This is a genomic window from Flavobacterium sp. NKUCC04_CG (assembly GCF_019345525.1).
Classification (GTDB): domain Bacteria; phylum Bacteroidota; class Bacteroidia; order Flavobacteriales; family Flavobacteriaceae; genus Flavobacterium.
This window is the reverse complement of record NZ_JAHKRA010000004.1, coordinates 145,555-168,309: the sequence shown is the minus strand read 5'-3', so window position 1 is coordinate 168,309 and position 22,755 is coordinate 145,555. Positions and strand designations below refer to the sequence as shown.

The 22,755-nt window shown below is 36.4% G+C and carries 22 protein-coding genes; 11 read left to right on the top strand and 11 right to left on the bottom strand.

Translation table 11 applies throughout. The features are described from left to right. The first annotated feature begins 172 nt into the window (after positions 1 to 172). The 5 genes from KO524_RS04755 (at position 173) to pyk (ending at position 4,638) form a co-directional block, all read left to right on the top strand. A complete protein-coding gene (locus tag KO524_RS04755) occupies positions 173 to 409 on the top strand; it encodes an acyl carrier protein (protein ID WP_002988156.1) in 237 nt (78 codons plus the stop codon). Positions 410 to 616: 207 nt separating this feature from the next. After that, entirely contained in the window at positions 617 to 1,870 is a 1,254-nt protein-coding gene (gene fabF / locus KO524_RS04750) for a beta-ketoacyl-ACP synthase II (RefSeq protein ID WP_219291003.1), read from the top strand. 15 nt (positions 1,871 to 1,885) lie between these two features. Then, the gene (gene rnc, locus KO524_RS04745; protein WP_219291000.1) at positions 1,886 to 2,635 is read left to right on the top strand and encodes a ribonuclease III; all 750 of its coding nucleotides are present in this window, start codon (positions 1,886 to 1,888) and stop codon (positions 2,633 to 2,635) included. Between the two features lie 83 nt (positions 2,636 to 2,718). Next, on the top strand, positions 2,719 to 3,204 hold the full coding sequence (locus KO524_RS04740; protein ID WP_219290998.1) for an IPExxxVDY family protein: 486 nt from the start codon (positions 2,719 to 2,721) through the stop codon (positions 3,202 to 3,204). A gap of 3 nt (positions 3,205 to 3,207) precedes the next feature. Then, complete coding sequence (gene pyk / locus KO524_RS04735; protein ID WP_219290994.1) at positions 3,208 to 4,638, top strand: pyruvate kinase; 1,431 nt, start codon at positions 3,208 to 3,210, stop codon at positions 4,636 to 4,638. Positions 4,639 to 4,686: 48 nt separating this feature from the next. Here pyk and dinB read toward each other — a convergent pair whose 3' ends face one another. The 5 genes from dinB to KO524_RS04710 all read right to left on the bottom strand — a co-directional run bounded on the left by dinB (position 4,687) and on the right by KO524_RS04710 (position 11,786). Then, positions 4,687 to 5,754 carry a DNA polymerase IV gene (gene dinB, locus KO524_RS04730; RefSeq protein WP_219290991.1) on the bottom strand — a complete coding sequence of 356 codons (1,068 nt, stop codon included), beginning with the start codon at positions 5,752 to 5,754 and terminating at the stop codon, positions 4,687 to 4,689. 147 nt (positions 5,755 to 5,901) lie between these two features. Beyond that, positions 5,902 to 8,166, bottom strand: a complete 2,265-nt coding sequence (locus tag KO524_RS04725; protein WP_219290988.1) for a cation:proton antiporter — start codon at positions 8,164 to 8,166, stop codon at positions 5,902 to 5,904. A gap of 115 nt (positions 8,167 to 8,281) precedes the next feature. Next, a complete protein-coding gene (locus KO524_RS04720) occupies positions 8,282 to 8,992 on the bottom strand; it encodes a LytTR family DNA-binding domain-containing protein (protein ID WP_219290986.1) in 711 nt (236 codons plus the stop codon). Then, the gene (locus KO524_RS04715; protein ID WP_370629717.1) at positions 8,958 to 9,698 is read right to left on the bottom strand and encodes a sensor histidine kinase; all 741 of its coding nucleotides are present in this window, start codon (positions 9,696 to 9,698) and stop codon (positions 8,958 to 8,960) included. The genes KO524_RS04720 and KO524_RS04715 overlap by 35 nt, the downstream gene beginning before the upstream one ends. Positions 9,699 to 9,704: 6 nt before the next feature. Next, complete coding sequence (locus KO524_RS04710) at positions 9,705 to 11,786, bottom strand: site-specific recombinase (RefSeq protein ID WP_219290983.1); 2,082 nt, start codon at positions 11,784 to 11,786, stop codon at positions 9,705 to 9,707. 90 nt (positions 11,787 to 11,876) lie between these two features. Here KO524_RS04710 and KO524_RS04705 point away from each other — a divergent pair, with 90 nt between their 5' ends. Then, the gene (locus KO524_RS04705) at positions 11,877 to 12,344 is read left to right on the top strand and encodes a CYTH domain-containing protein (protein WP_219290980.1); all 468 of its coding nucleotides are present in this window, start codon (positions 11,877 to 11,879) and stop codon (positions 12,342 to 12,344) included. 2 nt (positions 12,345 to 12,346) lie between these two features. Here the strand turns inward: KO524_RS04705 and KO524_RS04700 are convergent, their stop codons facing one another. The 5 genes from KO524_RS04700 to KO524_RS04680 all read right to left on the bottom strand — a co-directional run bounded on the left by KO524_RS04700 (position 12,347) and on the right by KO524_RS04680 (position 16,590). Continuing rightward, a complete protein-coding gene (locus KO524_RS04700; protein ID WP_219290977.1) occupies positions 12,347 to 12,754 on the bottom strand; it encodes a septal ring lytic transglycosylase RlpA family protein in 408 nt (135 codons plus the stop codon). Further along, positions 12,741 to 13,256, bottom strand: coding sequence for a septal ring lytic transglycosylase RlpA family protein (locus tag KO524_RS04695; RefSeq protein ID WP_219290974.1), 516 nt, complete (start codon positions 13,254 to 13,256; stop codon positions 12,741 to 12,743). Before KO524_RS04695 ends, KO524_RS04700 begins: the two co-directional genes overlap by 14 nt. Before the next feature lie 90 nt (positions 13,257 to 13,346). Continuing rightward, a complete protein-coding gene (locus tag KO524_RS04690) occupies positions 13,347 to 13,772 on the bottom strand; it encodes a hypothetical protein (RefSeq protein WP_219290971.1) in 426 nt (141 codons plus the stop codon). Between the two features lie 443 nt (positions 13,773 to 14,215). Beyond that, the gene (locus tag KO524_RS04685) at positions 14,216 to 15,925 is read right to left on the bottom strand and encodes a hypothetical protein (protein WP_219290966.1); all 1,710 of its coding nucleotides are present in this window, start codon (positions 15,923 to 15,925) and stop codon (positions 14,216 to 14,218) included. A gap of 182 nt (positions 15,926 to 16,107) precedes the next feature. Continuing rightward, positions 16,108 to 16,590 carry a hypothetical protein gene (locus tag KO524_RS04680; protein ID WP_219290963.1) on the bottom strand — a complete coding sequence of 161 codons (483 nt, stop codon included), beginning with the start codon at positions 16,588 to 16,590 and terminating at the stop codon, positions 16,108 to 16,110. 232 nt (positions 16,591 to 16,822) lie between these two features. On the opposite strand from KO524_RS04680, the gene KO524_RS04675 reads away from it, so the two are divergent. The 4 genes from KO524_RS04675 (at position 16,823) to KO524_RS04660 (ending at position 20,852) form a co-directional block, all read left to right on the top strand. Next, positions 16,823 to 18,859: a sensor histidine kinase gene (locus KO524_RS04675; protein ID WP_219290960.1), complete on the top strand. Its 2,037-nt coding sequence runs from the start codon at positions 16,823 to 16,825 to the stop codon at positions 18,857 to 18,859. A 5-nt stretch (positions 18,860 to 18,864) separates the two neighbouring features. After that, positions 18,865 to 19,599: a LytTR family DNA-binding domain-containing protein gene (locus tag KO524_RS04670; RefSeq protein ID WP_219290957.1), complete on the top strand. Its 735-nt coding sequence runs from the start codon at positions 18,865 to 18,867 to the stop codon at positions 19,597 to 19,599. A gap of 114 nt (positions 19,600 to 19,713) precedes the next feature. After that, entirely contained in the window at positions 19,714 to 20,043 is a 330-nt protein-coding gene (locus KO524_RS04665) for a DUF4870 domain-containing protein (protein WP_219290954.1), read from the top strand. Between the two features lie 74 nt (positions 20,044 to 20,117). Next, positions 20,118 to 20,852, top strand: a complete 735-nt coding sequence (locus KO524_RS04660) for a hypothetical protein (RefSeq protein ID WP_219290951.1) — start codon at positions 20,118 to 20,120, stop codon at positions 20,850 to 20,852. 221 nt (positions 20,853 to 21,073) lie between these two features. On the opposite strand, the gene KO524_RS04655 is transcribed toward KO524_RS04660, so the two are convergent. After that, complete coding sequence (locus KO524_RS04655; protein WP_219290949.1) at positions 21,074 to 21,709, bottom strand: response regulator transcription factor; 636 nt, start codon at positions 21,707 to 21,709, stop codon at positions 21,074 to 21,076. Positions 21,710 to 21,797: 88 nt separating this feature from the next. Between KO524_RS04655 and KO524_RS04650 the strand changes: the two genes are divergently transcribed. Further along, positions 21,798 to 22,514, top strand: a complete 717-nt coding sequence (locus tag KO524_RS04650) for a LytTR family DNA-binding domain-containing protein (RefSeq protein ID WP_219290946.1) — start codon at positions 21,798 to 21,800, stop codon at positions 22,512 to 22,514. Positions 22,515 to 22,755 lie beyond the last annotated feature (241 nt).

Sequence of the window (22,755 nt, the reverse complement as noted above, 5' to 3'; positions counted from 1 at the left end):
AAACGAGCAATTTGAATGCAAAAAAAAGAATAATAACTGACAATAAACAGAAAAATAGGCAGAAGTATTAATTATTTTTATAATTTCGCACCGACAATTAACATGTAAAAACTGGTTTTAAAATAAAGTTTTTTATTTTTGCCATCGAAATTAAATTTAAAATTAAAAGATTATGTCAGACATTGCATCAAGAGTAAAAGCGATTATCGTTGACAAATTAGGCGTTGACGAGAACGAAGTTGTAGCAGAAGCAAGCTTCACAAATGATTTAGGAGCTGATTCACTAGACACTGTTGAGCTTATCATGGAATTCGAAAAAGAATTTGATATTCAAATTCCAGATGACCAAGCTGAAAACATCGCTACAGTAGGTCAAGCTATCTCTTACATAGAAGAAGCTAAAAAATAATAACAAAAACTCACGTGTTTGTAATAAACACGTGAGTGTTATTATTTTTTAAAAGTGGACTAGACAGGTTTTTTAAAAAACGGAAAAAGGACAGATTGGAGACAATCTTAAAATTATAAAATTAAACTACCCAATGTTTCCTTTTTTATATAAAAGAGATCATTGGGTATTTTAATTTATTGACATTAAAACTATAAAATTTTTTTTATGAAATTAAAGCGAGTTGTTGTAACAGGTTTAGGTGCACTGACCCCTATTGGAAATAATGTTCAGGAATACTGGAACAACCTAATTGATGGAGTGAGCGGTGCAGCACCCATAACTTATTTTGACGCTACCAATTTCAAAACACAATTTGCCTGTGAATTGAAAGGCTTTAATGTAGAAGATTTTATAGACAGAAAAGAGGCTAGAAAAATGGACCGTTATGCGCAATATGCGATGGTAACAGCTCAGGAAGCTATGCAAGACGCCAATTTTAATTTGGACAAAATCGACCAAGACCGCGCTGGAGTAATTTGGGGCTCGGGAATTGGTGGTTTAGAAACTTTTCAACACGAGGTAACCAATTTTGTAAACGGCAACGGTACACCAAAATTCAATCCTTTCTTTATTCCAAAGATGATTGCCGATATTGCTGGTGGTCATATTTCTATAAAGTACGGATTTAGAGGTCCAAACTTCACTACGGTATCCGCTTGTGCCTCTTCTACAAATGCTTTGATTGACGCTTTTAATTATATTCGTTTAGGTCATGCCGATATCATGATTACCGGCGGATCAGAAGCGGCAGTAACCATTGCCGGAGTAGGTGGTTTTAATGCCATGCATGCTTTATCAACAAGAAATAACGATCCAAAAACAGCTTCTCGTCCTATGGATAAGGACCGTGAAGGATTTGTCTTAGGAGAAGGTGCTGGAGCATTAATCCTAGAAGAATATGAACACGCCATCGCAAGAGGCGCCAAAATCTATTGTGAGATAGGTGGTGGTGGTATGTCTGCAGATGCCTATCACATCACAGCGCCGCATCCGGAAGGATTGGGTGCTAAAAACGTGATGTTAAACTGTTTGCGAGATGCAGGTTTAACTCCAACGGATGTTGATGGTGTAAACATGCACGGTACATCAACCCCTTTAGGAGATATAGCTGAATCCAAAGCCATTCAACACGTATTTGGAGAACATGCCTATACCTTAAATTTAAATGCTACCAAGTCAATGACCGGGCATTTACTCGGAGCAGCAGGCGCTATTGAAACCATTGCCTCCATTAAATCCATTGTTCACGGAATCATTCCACCGACAATTAACCATTTTACAGACGACGAAAACATCGACTCCAAACTCAATTTCACTTTTAATCAAGCTCAAAAACGCGACGTTAAGGTAATTATGAGTAATACTTTTGGCTTTGGTGGTCATAACGCTTGTGTATTGGTTAAAAAATTAGATCTTTAATCTACCATCACTGTGATGAGGATACTCAATAAATTTTTTAAAATTTCCCGTTCTCAACCAGAAAACGGGTTTTTTTATGATAAAATAACTCAGATTATCGGCGGTAAACCCGCCGATATTCAAAATTTCAAAAGAGCTTTTACACACCGCTCTATGAACCTTACCGACGCTCAAGGCCATCCCTTGAACTACGAACGTTTGGAATTTTTAGGAGATGCCATGCTGGGCTCTGTTATCGCATCGCATTTATACCGACAAGTACCTAATGGAGATGAGGGCTATCTAACTAAAATGCGTTCTAAAATTGTCAGTAGAGAAAACCTTAATGAATTGGGCAGAAGCCTCAATTTAATCGAATTAGTCGAAAGTAAGATTGGGAATCAGCAATTTGGAGAAAACATTTACGGCAATTTATTAGAAGCTTTAATCGGTGCTATATATCTCGACAAGGGATATCCGGCCTGTGAAAAATTTATCCACGAAAAGATTCTCAAAAAAGAAGTGGATATTCAACGCTTGGAAACCAAAATCACCAGCTACAAAAGCTTACTCATTGAATGGTGTCAAAAGAAGAAATACAGCTTTAAATTCGAATCATTTGAAGAAGATAGTTGTGAAGACGTACGTTATTTTGGCGTTAAATTGTATATCAACGACAAAATAGTTGGACGTGCGCGAGGTACTTCTAAAAAGAAAGCTGAGGAAAAAGCCGCACAACGCGCCTATTTTGCCCTGCAAGAAAAAATTATTTCAGGCGAAAAATAACTTAACGTTCATTTATCATATAAGTTAGACTAGAAGTAAAGCGTTGTATTATAAAGTTGTATATTTGCAGCTAACTGATCTATATGACTATACACCGGATATCCATAGACGATTTTATTTCAAGCGATTACGAATTAATTGCAATTCACTCTGGATTAGAAGATTACCGAGTCGCATTTTTTCTCAATCAAGCTTTAGGAACACAGTTGTCAAAATGCAAGGAAGAGATTGAAATCAATACCGGGCAAATTCCCAGTTATTTCTCTCACTATTTATTTGAAGATTGCCGACAAGATATCATTTGGAATCTCGCTTCTAATAAAACTTTTTTCTCTACCAACAGCACTTCTCCTTCTCCACTTTTTAAGGAATTGAATCCGGCTTTTTTCACTCCAATTTACCTATTACCCGAGTTAAAAAAGGTCGATTTTATTTTAAAAATTGAAAATACCGACCACAACTTTGACCTTGAAAATGTCATCGACAAGATAAATGCCTTAAAGAGCATTACCACTGCATACGAATTACAAGAAAACACGATTAAATCAAAAAACAATTTAATATTCTAAAAAATGTTAACAAGAAAAAAAACCAAAATAGTAGCCACATTAGGTCCTGCTTCTAGTTCGAAAGAAGTCATTAAAGCAATGATTGATTCCGGGGTAAATGTTTTTAGAATAAATTTCTCCCATGCGGACTACGAAGATGTAGAAAGCAAGATTAGAATTATTCGAGAACTCAATGAAGAATTTGGATATACCACTTCGATTTTAGGCGATTTACAAGGTCCTAAATTACGCGTAGGTATCATGAAAGAAGACGTTATCGTCTCTAAAGGTGATGTCATTACTTTTTCTACTGCAGAAGAGTTTCACGGAACTGCTGAGCGCGTTTACATGAATTATAAAAACTTTCCTATGGACGTCAATCCAGGAGAAAGCATTTTATTAGATGATGGTAAATTAATGTTTGAAGTAATTGAAACCAATAAAAAAGACGAGGTAAAAGCTTTGGTAATTCAAGGCGGTCCATTGCGTTCTAAAAAAGGAGTCAACTTACCTAAAACCAAAGTTTCTTTACCTGCCTTAACTGAAAAAGACATACGTGATGCCATCTTTGCTATTAAAAATAAAGTGGATTGGATAGCGCTGTCGTTTGTAAGAACTCCGGAAGATTTAGAAGATTTAAGAAATCTGATAAACGAGCATTCGGAACATAAAATTCCAATTATAGCAAAAATCGAAAAACCGGAAGCTGTAGCCAATATCAATAAAATTATAGCTTATTGTGATGGACTTATGGTAGCCCGTGGAGATTTGGGTGTTGAAATCCCTGCTCAAGAGGTTCCATTAATCCAAAAACAATTGGTTCAAAAAGCCAAATCGGCTCGTATTCCTGTTATCATTGCCACTCAGATGATGGAAACGATGATCAGCAGTTTGACACCAACCCGTGCAGAAGTTAACGACGTAGCCAATTCGGTTATGGACGGAGCTGATGCCGTGATGTTGTCTGGAGAAACTTCTGTGGGAAGTTACCCAGTACAGGTTATTGAAAAAATGAGCCAAATCATCCTTAGCGTTGAGGATTCTCCTTTGATCAAACTACCTCAAAACACACCAGAAATTAAAACCAAAAGATACATCACTAAATCCATTTGTTATCACGCCGCCACTATGGCCAACGATATCGATGCTAAGGTGATTTGTACACTAACCAATAGTGGTTATACGGCATTTCAGATTTCAGCTTGGAGACCCAATTCACATATTTTAGTATTTACTTCAAACAAACGCATCTTAACACAATTAAGCTTGCTTTGGGGGGTTTCTGCCTATTACTACGACAAATACGTCAGTACAGACGAAACTATTGAAGACATCAACTCTTTGGCCCGTGCACACGGTTATGTAGGCAAAGGAGACATGATTATCAACTTGGCAGCTATGCCTATCGTAGAACGCGGTATGGTAAATACCTTAAGAATTTCAGAAGTCCTTTAACGACTCCTTATTACTAAAACAATATACAGTTAAAACCTGTTTTTAGCGTTAAAAATTAAATCGCAGTTGCACCGCAACTGCTTTTTTTTGCTCAGAATTTAAGTTTGACATGGACAATCCTATCAACCGAACAGAGTCCTTGAGCCGCTCTTGATACAATAATTCTTGTGCTACATCTAACAACAAACTCTTTTCAGAAACAAAATAAGCTAAGGTAGTACTGCGCGTTTGCTGTGTAAAATCGGAATATTTGATTTTTAAGGTAAGAGTTTTTCCCGAAACCCCATAGCGTTTGAGTCGTTGTTCCAAATCGGCAGTTATAAATTCCAGCCTTTCTAATATAAAAATTTCCGATGTCAGGTTTTCGTCAAAAGTACGTTCTGTACCTACCGATTTAACTGCTCTATCGGGACTAACCACAGAAAAGTCATTTCCGCGAACAATATCGTAGTAATGTTGCCCTGACTTTCCGAAATGTTCTATTAAGTATTCCCGTGTTTTGGACTTTAAATCCCGACCCGTAAAAATTCCCAATTGATACATCTTATCAGCAGTAACTTTTCCAACACCAAAAAACCGCTTTACTTCTAAATCCTCAAGAAATGATTCTATCTCCTCCGGATTGATTGTTTTCTGCCCATTGGGTTTATTATAATCACTGGCTACTTTTGCCAAAAATTTATTGACCGAAATCCCAGCGGAAGCTGTTAATTTTGTGGTTTTAAAAATCTTATAACGGATTTCTTGAGCAATTAAAGTCGCGCTAGGATTGCCCATTTTGTTTTCTGTAACGTCTAAAAAGGCTTCATCAAGAGAGAGCGGTTCTACCAAATCGGTATATTCCAAAAAGATTGCGCGAATTTGACGAGAAACCTCTTTATAGCGCTCGAATCGCGGTGGCATAAAAATCAGCTGCGGACAATTTTTCTTTGCCATCACCCCACTCATAGCACTGCGAACACCAAACTTACGCGCTTCATAACTAGCCGCAGAAACTACTCCTCGATTTTCGGCACCACCAACAGCAATGGGCTTTCCCCGCAATTCGGGAAAGTCTAACTGCTCTACAGAAGCATAAAATGCATCCATATCGATATGAATAATTTTTCTTTGCATTTGTTCTGTAAATCGTTATACAAAAATACCTTTATTAAAGTTAAGTATTCACTAGTAACAACAGTTAATTGAATAGCCTATAAAAGAAAAAACCTGCTGCCAAACAAATTGGAAACAGGTTTTAAATTTACTGTATTAATAGTGTACTTACTCTTTGACAATCAAAATAGACGGAGAATGATTTAACCATTCACTACGGGTTTCGACTAGTTTTTTCCAACTACTCAAACTTATTAACATCAAATCATATTGACCTAAAGATTCCTTTTCTACCGTTTTATCCTTTGTAATCATAATGTGATTGGGAGTTACTTGTTCTATACTGCGAATGGACTCTTTAAAATCTGAACTTCTTTCGATTTCACCAGAAACGTCTGAAACAGTTATTTGAGCCTCCACATTGGCTATCCATTTTTGTGCATATTGCAATAGAAACAAATCGGATTTATCTAAAATAGGAACAAAAATTCGCTCCATCTTATCAAAATTCTTGTTGATTAAAACACCCACAGGAACTTTTGCACGAATCAATACTTGTCTGGTACGTTCATCGAAAAAAGAATTTTCAAACATGGGTTCCTTACCCGTTACTTTATCAATTAAAATATCTGGATTGATAATTCTAGTTGTAAACCCTAATATTTTACCCAATAAAGTTCCCTTATAAATAGAATGACCAATTTCTAACAAGAACAAATCACAACTATCCTCATTGACAATTTCGACCATATCCGATTCCAAATCATTGGATACTTTATAGAGCGTTAGAACTTCCTGATTTAATTTCCCGGCTTCTGACTCGATCGGCTGAAAAATCTTTGCCTCATAAGAATCCGAATTAAAGGCATTAACATCCGAACTCTGTACAATATGCATGGTGGTTATCGAAGTGTTTAATTTTTGCTTTTTAACCAAACTGTTGGCAATACGCAACAAGGCTTTTGCATTGGTTGCATTGTCAAAAAACATATAGATTCTATATTTATTCATTGCCTTTAGTTCATCGGGAGCAGGAGGCAATTCCTTTCCAAAAATCTTGTTGATGATATCCAAAAGTGGTCCGGTCATAAAAGTAGTAGCCAAAGCCATAATAACCATCATGGCAAATACCTCACCAGTCAATATCCCCAAATCAAAACCTATATTTAATACAATCAATTCCATCAGACCCCGGGTGTTCATCAAGGCGCCAATGGTTAAGCTGTCGCGCCAACTCTGACCCACAAATTTTGCAGCCAAAGCGCTTCCGACAAATTTACCTACTGTAGCTACCAAGATAATAAATCCAGTGACCTTCCATAAATAAGGTTCATTCAGCAAGCCTATCTCCGTCCTTAAGCCAGTATATACGAAGAATAAGGGTAAAAATAGGATTACCGCTACATCTTCTACTTTTTCAATAAACAGGGTTCTAAAACGAACGTTATCCGGCATAATTGCCCCAGCCATAAAAGCTCCAAACAAAGCGTGAATTCCTATAACTTCAGTACAATATGCAGACAAGATCAGCGTAAGCAAGAAAATGGCCACGGTAGCTTTAGAAATATTTTTATTTGTTCCTTGTATTTTACCGATGCGTCCCAAAAAGGGTTTAACCAATTTAAGCATCACTATAACATAGATAACTGCTAAGGCCATTATATATAACGAACTGGTAAACGAACCGGCTTTTACAATAGCGATAACCGCAGCCAACATACACCATGCGGTTATATCATCTGCTGCTGCACAAGTAATTACAATGGTTCCCAATCTCGTTTTATGAATACCGCGCTCCTGAACGATTCTAGCCAATACAGGAAAGGCCGTAATACTCATCGAAATACCAAGAAAAAGAGCGAACGAAATAAATTCGACCCCCTCCGGAGCAAAAGAACTGAAAATATAATAGGCCAAAACCATCCCCAAGGCAAAGGGAATAATAATACTCGCATGGCTGATTAAAACCGCGTCATGAGCTTTGTTTTTTAAGACCTTTAAATCCAATTCCATCCCAATTACAAACATAAAAAGGATCAATCCTATTTGGCTTAAAAAACTCAAATTAGGCAGGGATGCTACGGGAAACAATAAGGAAGAAAATTCAGGAAAATGCATTCCCAAAAAAGAGGGCCCTAAAGCAATACCAGCAATAATTTCACCAATAACGGACGGTTGTCCAATTTTTTTACAAATCCATCCGAAGGCCCTCGCTACTAAAACAATGGTGACAATTTGGGCCAACAATATGGCTAAGGGATGAGTAAGGTTTTGCGCGAGAGATTCTATAAAGTTCTCATAGGTTGTTAATTCGGAAGTAACTGGCACTACATTTTCTTCCAATAACTCTCCTTGTGATACAATCCAATACATCAGTGCGGAAAACAATCCAATGACAGTTATATAGAAAAAGGTGTTTTTATACTTTGACATCTCTAATAGGGTTTGAATTTCCGTGCAAATGTCAGTCAATTTCGCAAAAGTATAGCCGTAACTGCCTTAAACTATCACAAAGCTGTAATGAAACCTTAAAAAAGTGCAGCGAAAATTAGAGCTTGGCCAAAAAGTCTGCCTTAAAATGAACTCCAAGAGTTACTACTAAAGGTTTTTTGGCTTCTGTAACTAAGGTGGTGATAATTTCGTCGTGATTAAAATAACTGACAATTTTTAGGGCGATAATTTCACTTTTATTAATTCTACAAAAATCCTTTGCAGGTAAGTCTTTGATAATTTTTTCCAAGGACAAGTTTTTTAGTATCAAAGTTGTATTATCAGCTAGCAATACTACTTTATCGCGGCTATCGTGTTCAGAAGGTTTAATATGAAGGATACTATCGAATTGCAATACCGCTTTACCCTTGTTGGAATTGACCGTCATAAAGCTGGCTTGTTCTACGGGATTAATCAACTTTAAAGCCTTTTGAATTGCTTTTTCAAGTCGTTCTTTTTTGATGGGTTTAGTGATATAATCTATCGCATCTATTTCAAAAGCATCAACGGCAAATTCTCTATAGGCCGTAGTAAAAATGACCGGTTTATTACCTAACAACTGCGCCACACTCAAACCGTTTATCTGAGGCATTTCGATGTCAAAAATACCCAAGTCAAAATCCAAATCGGCTGCTTCGTCCAACAATTTAATCGGGTCGTTAAACACTTTGACAATCTCAATTTCCGGAATTTGTTCGCAGAGCATTTTCAGATAGGTAAGCCCTGGTAATTCATCATCCAGTAGAATGCATTTTAGCTTTGAAGTCATTAAGGTTGATTTTTAGATGCGCAATATACACGTCATTTTCAACAAATCGCTCGAGTCGAAAATGTTCTTTATAAATAATTTCCAAACGCTTGTGAAGTGATTCCAGTCCAAAACCACTATGCTGTTTTTTCAACGCATGCTTTGGCGATGTTTTATTGGAAACCATCAAGTGAAAACTCCCGTCCTTAATTTCAAATAAAATGGAAATAAAGGAATCGGCACTTTGCAAATCGGCATGTTTAAAAGCATTTTCGATTAAATCTATGGAAATCAAGGGAGCTAATACGTTTTGATCGTATAATATTTCATTAGCCGCAATTTTATTTTTCACGTTTAGTTGAAAAAGCGGACTGATTTTGATTTTATTGATTTCAATCAAACTCAGTGCAAATTGGTGTTCTTCTCTAGGACTAACCAGTTTTTTTTGGCTGTCGTACAACACATAGTCTAGTACGCCTGCCATCTTATCCAAAGCAAAATACGTCTGATATGCGTGTGACTGTATAGAATTTAGTATGTTTTTAAACAAATGAGGGTCTAAGCGAGATTCTAAGGATTCTAACTGCAAGTGTTTGATTTTGGTATCCACCAAAAAAAACTCTTTTTCGAGCCTGATATTTCGTTGTTGCACACGCAACAAATAATACCCCAATACCAGGATAACAATCAATAAAAACACGATAATTACTATTTCTAATATCATCATAAGGTCTTAATGCTGTTCTTTTTTAGCTTCTTTTGAAGTGGTTTCTTTTACCACAGCCGTATCGGCTTGTAGTGGCGGAAAGAAAAACTCCGAGGGAAACATTTTAAAATAAATCATCACCGAACGAATCAACGGAAAAACCTCTAGCCAAGGGATGTTCCTCGATCGGAATGCCAATCCAAGAGATAAACTGAAACTGACAATAAAATTGACAAAACCAATTAACCACATGCCGATTATGGCCCATACCAACATCGAAGTCCCCACACTAAAATCGGCTCCAAAGATTCCCATAGCGATGTTTCCACTAACAAAGGTTATGTGACGGATATCCAAGTTTAAACCCAGGAAGAAACCTATGGACCCAGTGGTCCCCAAAAAGACTCCAAACCAAACATTTGAAACGATTCCCGGCCATTTTGCCTCGAACCAATTCGCCAATTTCTTTGTACGTGTGACGCCGAGGTTGCGCTTTAGCCAAGGATGTTCTTGAATTCGATAATATACCTGATTGTGCTTGTTTTTATTGGAGACATTACCTGAGATAATTCCCGATAAAAACAAAAATACTCCTGCAATAGCCGCGTGAAAAAGTGCTGGCGAATCAACCGGACTCGCGTCTGTCAACAGCTTATGCCATTTGGTATCTACTATATTAATTCCCGTTGTTAAATCAATGAGCCAGACACCTAATAAAGCCACTGGAAAAGCCAATAAAACGTTACCGACAAAGGCTATAAACTGAGAGCGAAACAAACGGGCAAATAATTTGGCAAATGCCATGTGTTTTTCACCGCTTTCAATGTGTTTTTTCATACCATCTTCTATCGCTTTAATGATGGTTGCTGCTGTCATAGCAGGTTGCTTAGTAGCTAAGGTAAAACCCATCAAATAGATGATTGTAAAACCAATAGCATAGTTTATACTGTATAAAAATGCAAATCCGAAAGCACTAGCATCCGCCTTCGACATCAGAATTTTTATGATACAAAGCACCCCTACAATAACCCCTGCTCCCATAGATGCTTTGAACATTTGCCAATATTCTTTAGCAGATTCGGTTATATAATGTTCGCCTGTTTTTGCTGTATGCTGAGTGATTTCGTAAGATAGCAACTGTGTACTTTCTCCAATTAACTTGGAAACGTCGTATTTATAACAATTGTATTCAATTAATTTTAAGGCTAAATACACCGTGTTCTTTTTTCTATCCTCATGATCATCTACAACCAGTAGCGATATTAAGATTCGAATACGATACAATTGCTGGCGAATGCGCAATAAACTTTGATTTACCTTTAGAGAAATTCCGTATTTAGAACTATTTTTAAAAGCCTGGCTGACAAAATCCAAACACTGTTTATGCAAAATAAGTAGCTGTTTGTAATTTAAATCATTACTGACTAAATAATGCGTTCCCTCATCGCGTAGATTCTGTGCAATCAGTAAAAACTCATTTTCAAAAGCTAAAAATGGACTTTCCAAATGATTGTATTCCGGTACCATTCGAATGATGTTACTTTCCATAGCTCTTCCACTCATTCGCTGTGTGATTAGTCCCATGGATAAAATCAATTCGGACAATATGGAGTTGTCTTTGGCCGTAGTAAAAATATCTGAAAACTCTAATAATTCAAAAAGGGAAATGATTTGCTCTTCTGGAACTTTATTAATCCATTCCGAGTCGGAATGCTTATAAAAGACTTGATTTAAGATATACTCAAAAGTATTTTTTTCTGGCTGATAGGGTAAAATTTTGGCAAAAAGCCTTTTTTTAACCTCTGGTATAAAATCCGAATCTTGCAAAATTCCCGCATCGGATATCATTCGACTAAACTTCCTATTGCTCAGCAAGTTTTTTAAGTAATTCATAAACGCCAGTCGATCAATAGGATTATTGACGAGATGACTCAATAATTCCTCAATCGATACTCTTCTAATTTTTTTAATATTTTTTGGACGAAATACATGAACCAAATCGATTAGAAAAAGCAATTCTTCTCCAGCGTACACTTCGCCATCTACAATGTATTTATTAAAAAGCTCTTCTATAGTATGGGGAGAAATTAGTTTATGTCTTAAATTCATTACCTACAATTTTTATTACTTTTACGTACTGACTATTAAAAGTTATTTTCCGTAATTTGGATTAAAATTACGCTATTTATTATAATAACTATGATTGAGATTGAAAGAAAATTCAGAATCCGCTCTTTGGATTTTATTAAAGAGTCCTACCACTACAGTGATATTCAGCAAGGCTACTTAAATTCGGCGCCCGAACGAACTGTAAGAGTACGTGTTAGGGATAATCAAGGCTTTTTAACGATCAAGGGAAAAAGCAATAGCTCGGGAACAAGCAGAATGGAGTGGGAAAAAGAAATCGACCTATTTGAAGCTAAAGAACTATTAAAACTATGCGAGGATTTTGCCATTTCGAAAACGCGTTACTTGGTAAAAGTAGCTTCCCATCTATTTGAAGTCGACGTATTTCACGGAGAAAATGAAGGTTTGATTTTAGCTGAAATAGAATTAAATGATGAAAATGAAACCTTTATACGACCGGAATGGTTAGGAGAAGAAGTCACGGGCGATATCCGATTCTACAATTCCTATCTGTCCCAACATCCGTATAGTAAGTGGTAAAATTATTTAATCAATTCGATTTTTACTTTTAGAACACCGTGGTTTTTATTGTCGGTGATATCCATAAAAGCTTTTTTTGAAATATCCATTTCACGGCCACGGGTAAAAGGACCGCGGTCGTTTATTTTTACGTCAACCGATTTGTTATTTTCAAGATTGGTGAGGCGTACTTGAGTACCAAAAGCCAGTTTTTTATGTGCCGCAGTTCGTTTGCTGTTGCTAAAAACTTCGCCACTAGCGGTAGGCCTTCCGTTAAATTTATCGTGATAATAGCTAACAGACGCATGTTTTTTATAGGTGGTAAGATTTGACTTACCTCGTGTTGCAGAACAACTACTCAATAAAAAAATGCCAACTAATGCGAGGTATATGGGTGATTTAAAACAATGTAGTAACTTAGATATCGTCATCAATTTTCTCAATCTTTACGTTTAATACCCCACTACCTTTGTTTTGGGCAATTTCCATAAAGGCCTTTTTTGTAAGATCGATTCCCCTATCCTTAGACAGTGGTCCTCTATCTGTAATGGTCAAAATAACGGACTTTTTATTTTTTAAATTGGTCACTTTTACCTTAGTTCCAAATGGTAACGAGCTGTGTGCTGCGGTGTATTTATTATTGTCAAATACGGCCCCACTAGCTGTACGTCTTCCGGTAAATTTATCGTGATAATAAGTAGCTTTAGTAGATTCTGTAACCAGTTCTGTTTCTTCAACAGCGACTTCTGGCAATTCTAGAGTGCTTTTGGATAAAGTATCCTGAGAAATTAAAGCCTCATTTATAGTGGATTCTTGTATGCTTACAATTTGGGTAGTCTTGTTTTTACTGATTTTCTTGGGCCTATGCGAAGTAGTAAAACTACTCAATACCATAAAAAAAAGTAAAAACAAACCGGTTTGATATATCCTCATAGCCTGGGTTTAAATTTACAGTAACTTTTAAAAAAAAATAAATATACCAAAAAAGCCCTTACGGGCTTTTTTTATTTTGTTAAACTTTTCCTAACCTAACCAAACTCCCCATGGAATTCGAGATAAAATAAGGATTAATCCCAAAGTATAAAAGATGGCAAAAAACTTAAATTTCTTGTCACTTTCTACTACTCGTTTGTGTTTTGACCAACCAATTGTGATTAATACAATGGCGATAATGTTGATTAGCGGGTGCTCTAAAGCGTATAAACGCATCATAGGGTGCTTCATCGCATCACCAAGACTAACTACCATTGGAGAGATAAAATAAAGAACCAATCCCAATACCAATTGGATGTGTGTAAAAATCAAAGCGAATAACGCAATTTTGCGATCACTTTCTTTAAACTCTCTTTTGGAAGCATATCCAATAATAGCGCTGATAGCGGCAATAGCCAATAAAATTAACGCTAAATAAGCAATGCCTGAGTGCGCCTGTTTAATAATGTTGTACATATTGTTGTTATTTGTTTGAACACAAATATATAAATAAGAGTTTGATATTTTTTCAATCTCAAAATTCAGATTTCGTTATATTCTCTATAAAACAACTCATACCTCCTTATAGGAATGCTTATTTCGTGGTTTTTAGGGATTTACACGAGGTTTTACCTTGTAAATCGCCAAAGTATTTTAAAATGATTCTAAATAAGTAACTTGCTTTTTCAACAACAAACCAATAGCTTTTGCCTAAATTCTTTATTATTATGATCCTAACACAGAAAAAGCAAACACAAGCGACCAGTTAGCGTAAATAAATCCGGGAATAGCGTAACGACATGACTTTTATATAGCTTCCGAGGGTTTGCCATAAAAAATAAGTCGTCTCTGTATTTAAATAGACGACGACTTATCCGTTTTAAAAACGATCAATTACACAAAAACATAACTTTATTTTTCTATTTCCCAAACAATTTTTTAAAAAACCCCTCCGATGAATTCACATGGGCTTTTGCTATTTTTAGGTTTTCTCTAATCAACTCTGTCGCTTGATAACTCAGCGCCAACTCCAGAGTCACTACCGCTTTATCATACTGTTCTAAATCAAGCTGAGCCACTCCCATATGCTCGTAGATTTCCGCAATAATACTCTCCGCTACATCTTCTTGTTTTTCTAAGGCTTCTATGGCCAATTTAGCATACTGAATCGTCTTGTGGTTGTCTTCCAAATGATAAACACAATGCAAAACCCAGTAATAACACCAAAAATCTGTATTGCCCGCCTCCATACTTTGCTCAAAACTCAGGATTGCAGCTTGATGGTCACCTAGATGTACCGCCTGTAAATACCCTATATTATAAAAGGCCACCTGTACGGTTCGACTTTCCTCTCTTTCGAGACCCAGTTTAAGCGCGTATTGATAACACTCCATAGCCTGTTCGAAATAACCTTCTTCTATAAAGATATTGGCTCTTGAAATCAACACGCTGTGGTTGTCGGGCATCTCTGCCAAAATCTGCTCTGCGGTTTCGGCTGCTTCTTTCACCGTAGTCACAATCCCTAATGCCTCTTCTGCTTGGGCTTTGTGAATATAAAAATTGGTATAACAACGTACAATATCTTCGCTTTCCCAAATCCCTTCCATATCATTTACATCCTTAAACACCTCTAAGCCTAAAGTGACATATTCCAACGCAGCTTGATATTGCTTGAGTTCTAGATGACCTGCACAAACAATTTCCAAAGTACAAAAGTATGTTTCTAAGTCCATATCATCCACATAGGCATCAAGGATACGTTCTCCTTCTTTAATCAACAAATCGTAATAACCCGCGTCCTGATAGAGCGTCATCCTGTTTTGAAGTATACCCATGAAAGGATGGCTTTCAATTCCTTCAGTAGTTATAGCGATTGACCGGTCAATATCTTTTAACTCTAAAGCCAGGTTATGACAACACATGGAAAAGGTGCGCTCATCGCAATTGATCACATCACCATTACGACCCACTATAGCAGCTCTATAAAGACTATAGCCGCGCTCATATAGATCTATCTTCAATTGCGCTAAGCGTTCGCTTTCAATTGAGCTACTAATGCGATTGCTTTCTAATATATAACTGAGCTCCACTCCGGCATTATAGGCTTCCATTGCCGAATTTGTATGAATATCGATTTGTAGCTTAGAGAAGTCAGGCCATTCGACTTGTCGATTTAGGATATTAAATATTCTGATTTCCAAAACAGGAGAGACCGCAATCTGAACTGCTTTTTCATAAAACTTTAAGGCAGCTTTATAATCTCCCAACCAATACAAGGCAGATCCGGCATGTCGGCTACATATATAATGATTTGGATTGACTTGAAGTCCGCTTTTACTCCAATTTACACATTGAATGAGAGCATCCTCTCTGTCCGCTGTAAAAACACTATTAAAATCCAGAGCAATTAGTCCTAAAATAGCACATAAATCTGGATTAGGAGACTTTTCATTTAGATTGTTTACGCGATTAAAAAGCGCTGCTAACGCTCCCTCATCTTCAGGAAGACAATGCCCTTCCACCCAATTTCTCGCTGCCAAAGCATAGTTTCCCGCTTCTAAAGCGTCTTGTGCTTCTCTCTGAATTTGTTTTTTTATCACCATGGTATCTTTAACTCTATATAACTCCATCTAATTCCTTAATTAACATAGCAGAAAACAAAAAGGAGGCCGCCTCCTACTAGCCTTTATTTCTCAACAATTAAACTTAAAAGCTGATTATTCACTTATTTCTAATTTTATTGCCCTATATTATCTCATAAAAACGAAGAGGCGCCCCCTTTTAAGATAAACCGCGAATTACGATCACCGATTTATTTTGGCAGCATTACACCATCAACCGTTGCTTCTGCACAATTTAAATTCACATAAGAACTGCTGTATTCACTACCCGTTTGTTCGTTCAATCCTCCCAAAACCACATCCTTGAGAACGTAAGTACGAGTAGGCAGCTTGCCATAAGAATCTTTTATTGCTACTTCCATATCAATGGCTTCCTTACTTTGAGTGAGCGTTTTTATTAAACTAACATCTAATAAATCATAACTAAATACAATATAAAATGGGCTATAAGTTGCACGTGCCTCCGCATTTTCTTCCACTGTAACTGGCTCTGGCTTATTGTACGATATCGAAAATGTAAGCGGACTAGAAATCATGGTCTGTTTTCCATGCTTAACGGTAACCTCAACCTTTATTCTTGCATTACTATACATTTGCGCATGAGCAGATACCGCAATTAAACCGGTTAAAACCATTGTAAAAAACAAGGTTTTAAAATTCATAAAATTCTTCATATTATTATTTTTTATTGCACAAGATTAAAAAATATTAGATTCGTTTGTTCCTGTCAATTTGCATTTAGTACTGTTGCGTTTGTATTTAGCATACAAGCATGCAAAGGCTTTGATAATTCAGGTGAATCTAGTAACAAACCCAGATTTATCATATACAAATTAATACGATATTTAAGCAATTTTATTCCTATTAATAGTTTATTTAGTAAATTAGTAAATATTAATTAACTGTATGATAGAATTATTCTCTTATATATTCAAATCCAAGCGCTACTACCGGAATTATTATTCCTTGACATTTGTATTGATATTCGCCATGTTTTCACCTCAGTTTTTATCGGCTCAAGAGGTTTCTACTCTGGAAAAAATGGCGACGAATGCATATAATCTGCGATTCACAGATAGCATTAGGAGTTTGCAATTACAGCAAGAAGCACTCGTATTAGCAGAAAAAGAAGGCAGTAAAGCCGACCAAGTAATTTGTGCGGCCTATTTGGCCATGACTTATAGAGGGAAATTGAATCTTGAGAAATTCACTTATTATACCGAACTTTCTTATAATACAGCCAAAAGCTTACAAAATGAGCGGGCTCTTGCTTATGCTAATTGGAGCATGGGGCTCTTGTTTTCGTATATCGACGACAAAACGGCCGCATTGAATTACCTCTTAAAGGGCTATAGTATCTATGAGAAGCTCAACGACGATGAACATTGCGCCAGATTGGGAGCAGATATATCTTATCTGTTTTCAATTGGTTCTGAAGACAATATAAAGAAATATGCCTATGAGGCTCTTGCCTACTCCGAAAAAACTAAAAACCCCGAAATCATCCTTCACGCGCGACTTGCAGTTGGAAACTATCTGTATGAAAACATAAGCCTTGAAGACCCTACTTCCTGGCAGAACGCAGTTGCCTTTTTTAAGCACAGCCTTAAATTGATTGAGCAATCCGAATCAGAAATCATTAGCAAAAGCAATATAGGCATTGCACATATCAATTTGGCGGCACTCTATATGGTAGGCCCAAAACCGATTGACGAAGCTGCTTTTCTATCCCATCTTGAACAAGCAACTCAGATCGGTAAAACATATAACTTTCGCAACATATATCGAAGTTCACTGGGTTTACGCGGACAATATTTCCTACAGAAAGGAGCTTATAGAACCGCAGAAAAACTTTTTAAAGAAGGAATTGCTTACCAACTCAGCTTACCCTATAAAGACAATAACCTCCTTGCTTCTTTTTACGCCTGCCTTAAAGATTTGGCTGCACGAGAAAACGATTATCGCGCTTATTTCCAATACGACCAGCTCTTTAGCGAATACAATCAAATCAAATACGACGAAAATATCCAAAAGATATTGGAAAACACCAATGCGCGTTTTGAAACTGAAAAAAGACTTTTGCGCATTGATCAATTGGAAAAGAAAAACGAGCTTCAAAAAAAAATTAATTTTTTAAGTTACGGAATTTCAGCGGTTTTACTCAGCGGATTGGTTTTTATGTACCGCTCTTATTATTACAGACAACGGTATTACCAAAACAGAGAACACATATTACAGCAACAACAAATCAATTCGGAACTGAAAGTGCAACTGATGGAAAAAGAAACCCTTGAGGCTTTATCTGAAAAGATATCACTTGAAAGACGCTTACTACAATCGCAAATGGACCCCCATTTTATGTTTAATTTATTAGGCAATATTCAAAGTATGATTTTGCAAAATGACCGTATTACTGCGGTATCCTATTTGGGAAAATTCGCCAAATTAACGCGACAAGTACTCGAGCAATCACGCCAAGAGCGAATCAGTTTAGAAGATGAAATAAATACGCTGAAAAACTATATAGAACTGCAACAATTGCGACTAAATTTCAGTTTTGATTATCACATTGATTGTGAAGAAGGCCTTGATTCCCAGTTGCTCATTCCACCCCTGCTCATGCAGCCCTTTATAGAAAATGCCATTGAACACGGTCTCAAACCCTTAACGGCTATTAGACGAGGAAAACTAAACATTCACCTCCGATATGATGAAATAAAAAATATATTGATTTGCACCATAGTTGACAATGGCATTGGTCTAAACGAATCGCGTAACCGTAAAACAGCAGATACTCATCGTTCGTTATCCATCAAGATAACCAACGAACGCCTAGCGTTAATGCTAGAAAAAAACCCATACATCAGCCTTGAAGTAACCGATATGATAAGCCAGACCGGAGCGTCCGGTTGTCGCGTAACCTTAAACATTCCAATATTATAACACCTATGTATAAAACGATAATTGTAGAAGACGAGCATCATTTACGCGAAGCGCTTTCCTTATTATTAGAAATCGCAGCACCGCAACAAATTCAAATCATTGGTCAGGCGGCCAATGCCAGCGATGCTATCAAATTAATAGACGATTTAAAGCCCGATTTAGTCTTTATGGACATTATGCTACAAAGCGGCACTGGTTTCGATGTCTTAAATCTAATTACTCATAAGTCGTTTCATTTAATATTCACAACAGCCTATGAAGAACATGCCGTGAGGGCCTTTAAATATAATGCTATTGACTACCTACTAAAACCCATAGATGCTGACGAACTCAAAACTTCTATCGAGCGAATCGACAACCGACGAGAAAGATTCGAACTAGAAACCCAACTGCAACACTTCACCACCCATATCAAAAAGATGCCAGAACGAATTGTTCTACCAACTCAGGAAGCGATGCATGTTATCAAAATTAACGATATTATTCGCTGTGAGACCTCGGGTTCTTATACCACCTTTTATTTAACTGAAGGAAAAAAAATTATTGTGTCCAAAGCACTCAAACACTATGAAGAAATGCTACTAGCACCCCAATTTCTTAGAATACATCAATCGCATCTGATCAATATCAATTGCATCAGCAGTTATTCCCGAGATGGCAGGGTACAAATGGTAGACAAAATATCAATTCCTATCTCGCGTGCTCATAAAGAAGCCTTTTTCAAATTAATGCGCGATTAATCATAAGCAGCTTATTACTGAAAAGTGTTGTATACAAAGCCAAAAGCACCAAACACAAAGGCATGGTTGTACGAAATAGTGCTCGATAATACATTTGCTGAAAAATAAATCATTATGAATAATAAAACGCTTTCCATTTTAAGTTATATAACCATCATCGGATGGTTGATTGCTTTTGTAAAAAGCAAAGATTTAAACCCTAAAAGCGACTTGGTTACTTATCACTTACGTCAGGGATTCGGCTTCTTTATACTATCTATTATCATCAATATTGCCTTAACTATTGTTGTGTCTATAGTTCCTGCTCTATCCTTTTTAAATTATATCAGCTTAATCTTACTTATACTTTGGGTATTTGGTGTAATCAATGCTGTAAATGAACAAAAAAAACCGATTCCTGTCTTTGGAAAAATATTTGAGGACAAATTTGATTTCTTAGGATAATCGAGACCTAACACTAATTCACCCCTGCCTTATTATCTCCTAATATTGCAGCGGTGAATTGCAGCCTATTTGCTATGAAAAAGATAACCAAAACACAGTTAAATCACCATTTAAAAACCAAGTCGGAAAAATTACACGCTGCTGTGCAAACGGCGCTGGAATCCTTAACTTATTCTCAAACCAATCTCAATTCAGAAATGTTAACGGCCTTTCTTCAAATGCTTGAACCGGAGGCAGCTACCCATTTAAGTACTTCCTATCAACAAATCGACAAAGACGATACCACTTTTGATGTTTTTATACAAGACAATACCCATTCCTCATCTCTAGAATTTACTACTAAAGAAGGCGAACCGAATAAAATAATTCTTATCGAGAATGACCTTCATTTGTCTGGAGATATTTTTATAGAAGACCGAATTACCCTTATAGTAACAGCCAACATTACCGCTAAAAATGTCGTTGTAAACGGTTCTTTATACACTTCAGGAAATCTCAATTGTGAGCTGTTGTTTGGCGCATCATCTAATGATCATGAAACTTATATAGGAAAAGACATCAGCACTACACTAATTGCCGAAAACGGGCATTATACGGTTGCTGAAGGAAACATATACGCTCAGCACCTAATGAGTTTTAACAATACCATTGAAGGAAAAACGGCCATGACTATTGAAGGGGTAAGCTTAGACAATGAAGAGGAGGCCATATTATTCTATCCCAATATCCCGATTACTAACGGTTATTTTGATGAAAAATCCTTCTTGCTGCTAATAAAAAACCAGCCTATAAACACTTTCTTTGCTTAAGAAACCCCCTGATTTGGGATTTAAACAACAAGCTTTTCTACTAATAAATTTACAATTTTAATTGATAAAAAGCAAAACAAACTTTTAATTTTTAGCGTAAATAAAAGGTCAAAAACCTTACGTCCTTCTACAAAAACAGTTAAAAGCCCCCTTTATACTGCAAACCTAAAAAAGATGTGAGTTGGTTGTATAAAGTTTATATACAGGGCTGATACGATAAATTAAATATATCCTTGTTTTACTGCTTCCCTTACAAGTCCGCCATTATCCACCACATCAAAAGCTTCTTTCATCAATAGAATTCGTTTTTGCACCCCACTGCCACTTAATCCCATTAACTCACTGATATTTTTAATCTTATATCCTTTGGCCAAAAACAATAGAATTTGAATATTATTCTCTTCCCACATCAAGTCTTTTTTAGAGATTTGCGCCATACATTTCTTAACGGTTTCACTATAAAATCGTTCGCCATTTTGAATATGTTCCAATGCTTTAATCAGCACTACTGCTGTTACATCTTTTTTCACCATTAAGGCATCGGGAAATGCTTTTTTATGGATATGGTAAATGGTTAGAATTTCCTCATGGGCCGTAATCATCATAATTTTAGACTGTGGGTAATACCGTCTTATTTCCCTAGCTAAATCTGTCCCATTGACAATACCATAAATCTCACAAATCGGCAAATCGTAATCCAATATAAAACAATCAATCTCCGTGTTTTGTCTAATGAGACTAAAAGCCTGATCTACAGTATGTGCTTTGTGAAAACAAAAAAAAGGGAAGACACTTTGAAGAATGCTCCTATATCCTTCCACAATCAGAGGGTGATCGTCAACTATTAAAAAATTCATGTTTTAGCTTTTTATTAACAAAGAAGGTATTTTTTCTATATATATAAAAATTTAATTGGGGTTTTCTTTACAGAAATAATTTTAACCGATGTCTAACTGTTTTATTGTTATCGACCATGATGAAATAGCATCCAAAAAAACGGTAGATGCACTACGACTTTTTCCACATTTAAATTGTTTGGGTGTCTATAAAAACGACGATACTGTCTTTGAAATTTTACTAACAAAGAAGCCTACTTTGGTTTTTATAGCCGAAAACAGTATGCAAAACGGCCGTGGTCCATTGAGTTTTGAAAGCATTGCTCGCATACACGAATACCTTACTGACTACATCTATTTTATCTACCTCAGCCATACGGACAAAGACGCTCTAGTGGCTATACAATCCGGTTTTTCGGATTATTTGTTAACACCCTTAAAAATTCATTTATTGGGTTCCTCGCTTTCTCGTTTTAAGAACAGGGTTCCCGAAAAAAAAAGCTCCTACTTATCTGTAAAATCATATAGCGACTACAAATTTATAAAATACAGTGATATTGTTTTTCTAAAAGCCGACAACAATACCACAGATATCATTTTAATGGATGGTAGAACCGTGGTAGCTTTGAAAACCTTAAAATATTTTCAAGAAAACCTACCCGCTCTTTTTATACGAATCCACAAGAGTTATATCGTTCATATAGCTGCGGTTCAACGCATCCATTTAAGCCAAGCCAAATGCTATCTAAACAACGGTGAAGTCATTCCCATATCACCAAATTACAAAAACAGCTTAGAGCATATTTTAACCCATCTTAAACTTTAGTTTTTTATAATCCCTACGTTCACCACGAAAACGTAAGACACTACTAGTCAACGCCTAGCTTATACAAAACTCCAAGGGAAATCTCGCTTTTTTCAAACCCACTATACTTTCTTTGTAGTAGTTATAACCACCAATTACGAACGAAAAAAGGTTATACAGCAAGGAGGGAACTATTAAGACCACGGTTTTAATTGGCGTTGCTGTTGACCGGAATAAGCCAGTCCCAGCTATTCTACGCTGA

What these genes read in the sequence shown, in the direction of transcription:
- KO524_RS04660 (WP_219290951.1), top strand. Translation starts at nt 20,118, where the DNA reads ATGAAAAAGATAACCAAAACACAGTTAAATCACCATTTAAAAACCAAG.
- KO524_RS04740 (WP_219290998.1), top strand. Translation starts at nt 2,719, where the DNA reads ATGACTATACACCGGATATCCATAGACGATTTTATTTCAAGCGATTAC.
- rnc (WP_219291000.1), top strand. Translation starts at nt 1,886, where the DNA reads ATGAGGATACTCAATAAATTTTTTAAAATTTCCCGTTCTCAACCAGAA.
- KO524_RS04720 (WP_219290986.1), bottom strand. Translation starts at nt 8,992, where the DNA reads ATGACTTCAAAGCTAAAATGCATTCTACTGGATGATGAATTACCAGGG.
- KO524_RS04695 (WP_219290974.1), bottom strand. Translation starts at nt 13,256, where the DNA reads ATGAGGATATATCAAACCGGTTTGTTTTTACTTTTTTTTATGGTATTG.
- KO524_RS04665 (WP_219290954.1), top strand. Translation starts at nt 19,714, where the DNA reads ATGAATAATAAAACGCTTTCCATTTTAAGTTATATAACCATCATCGGA.
- pyk (WP_219290994.1), top strand. Translation starts at nt 3,208, where the DNA reads ATGTTAACAAGAAAAAAAACCAAAATAGTAGCCACATTAGGTCCTGCT.
- KO524_RS04710 (WP_219290983.1), bottom strand. Translation starts at nt 11,786, where the DNA reads ATGAATTTAAGACATAAACTAATTTCTCCCCATACTATAGAAGAGCTT.
- KO524_RS04715 (WP_370629717.1), bottom strand. Translation starts at nt 9,698, where the DNA reads ATGATGATATTAGAAATAGTAATTATCGTGTTTTTATTGATTGTTATC.
- KO524_RS04655 (WP_219290949.1), bottom strand. Translation starts at nt 21,709, where the DNA reads ATGAATTTTTTAATAGTTGACGATCACCCTCTGATTGTGGAAGGATAT.
- KO524_RS04680 (WP_219290963.1), bottom strand. Translation starts at nt 16,590, where the DNA reads ATGAAGAATTTTATGAATTTTAAAACCTTGTTTTTTACAATGGTTTTA.
- KO524_RS04670 (WP_219290957.1), top strand. Translation starts at nt 18,865, where the DNA reads ATGTATAAAACGATAATTGTAGAAGACGAGCATCATTTACGCGAAGCG.
- KO524_RS04675 (WP_219290960.1), top strand. Translation starts at nt 16,823, where the DNA reads ATGATAGAATTATTCTCTTATATATTCAAATCCAAGCGCTACTACCGG.
- KO524_RS04650 (WP_219290946.1), top strand. Translation starts at nt 21,798, where the DNA reads ATGTCTAACTGTTTTATTGTTATCGACCATGATGAAATAGCATCCAAA.
- dinB (WP_219290991.1), bottom strand. Translation starts at nt 5,754, where the DNA reads ATGCAAAGAAAAATTATTCATATCGATATGGATGCATTTTATGCTTCT.
- KO524_RS04700 (WP_219290977.1), bottom strand. Translation starts at nt 12,754, where the DNA reads ATGACGATATCTAAGTTACTACATTGTTTTAAATCACCCATATACCTC.
- KO524_RS04725 (WP_219290988.1), bottom strand. Translation starts at nt 8,166, where the DNA reads ATGTCAAAGTATAAAAACACCTTTTTCTATATAACTGTCATTGGATTG.
- KO524_RS04755 (WP_002988156.1), top strand. Translation starts at nt 173, where the DNA reads ATGTCAGACATTGCATCAAGAGTAAAAGCGATTATCGTTGACAAATTA.
- KO524_RS04705 (WP_219290980.1), top strand. Translation starts at nt 11,877, where the DNA reads ATGATTGAGATTGAAAGAAAATTCAGAATCCGCTCTTTGGATTTTATT.
- KO524_RS04685 (WP_219290966.1), bottom strand. Translation starts at nt 15,925, where the DNA reads ATGGAGTTATATAGAGTTAAAGATACCATGGTGATAAAAAAACAAATT.
- fabF (WP_219291003.1), top strand. Translation starts at nt 617, where the DNA reads ATGAAATTAAAGCGAGTTGTTGTAACAGGTTTAGGTGCACTGACCCCT.
- KO524_RS04690 (WP_219290971.1), bottom strand. Translation starts at nt 13,772, where the DNA reads ATGTACAACATTATTAAACAGGCGCACTCAGGCATTGCTTATTTAGCG.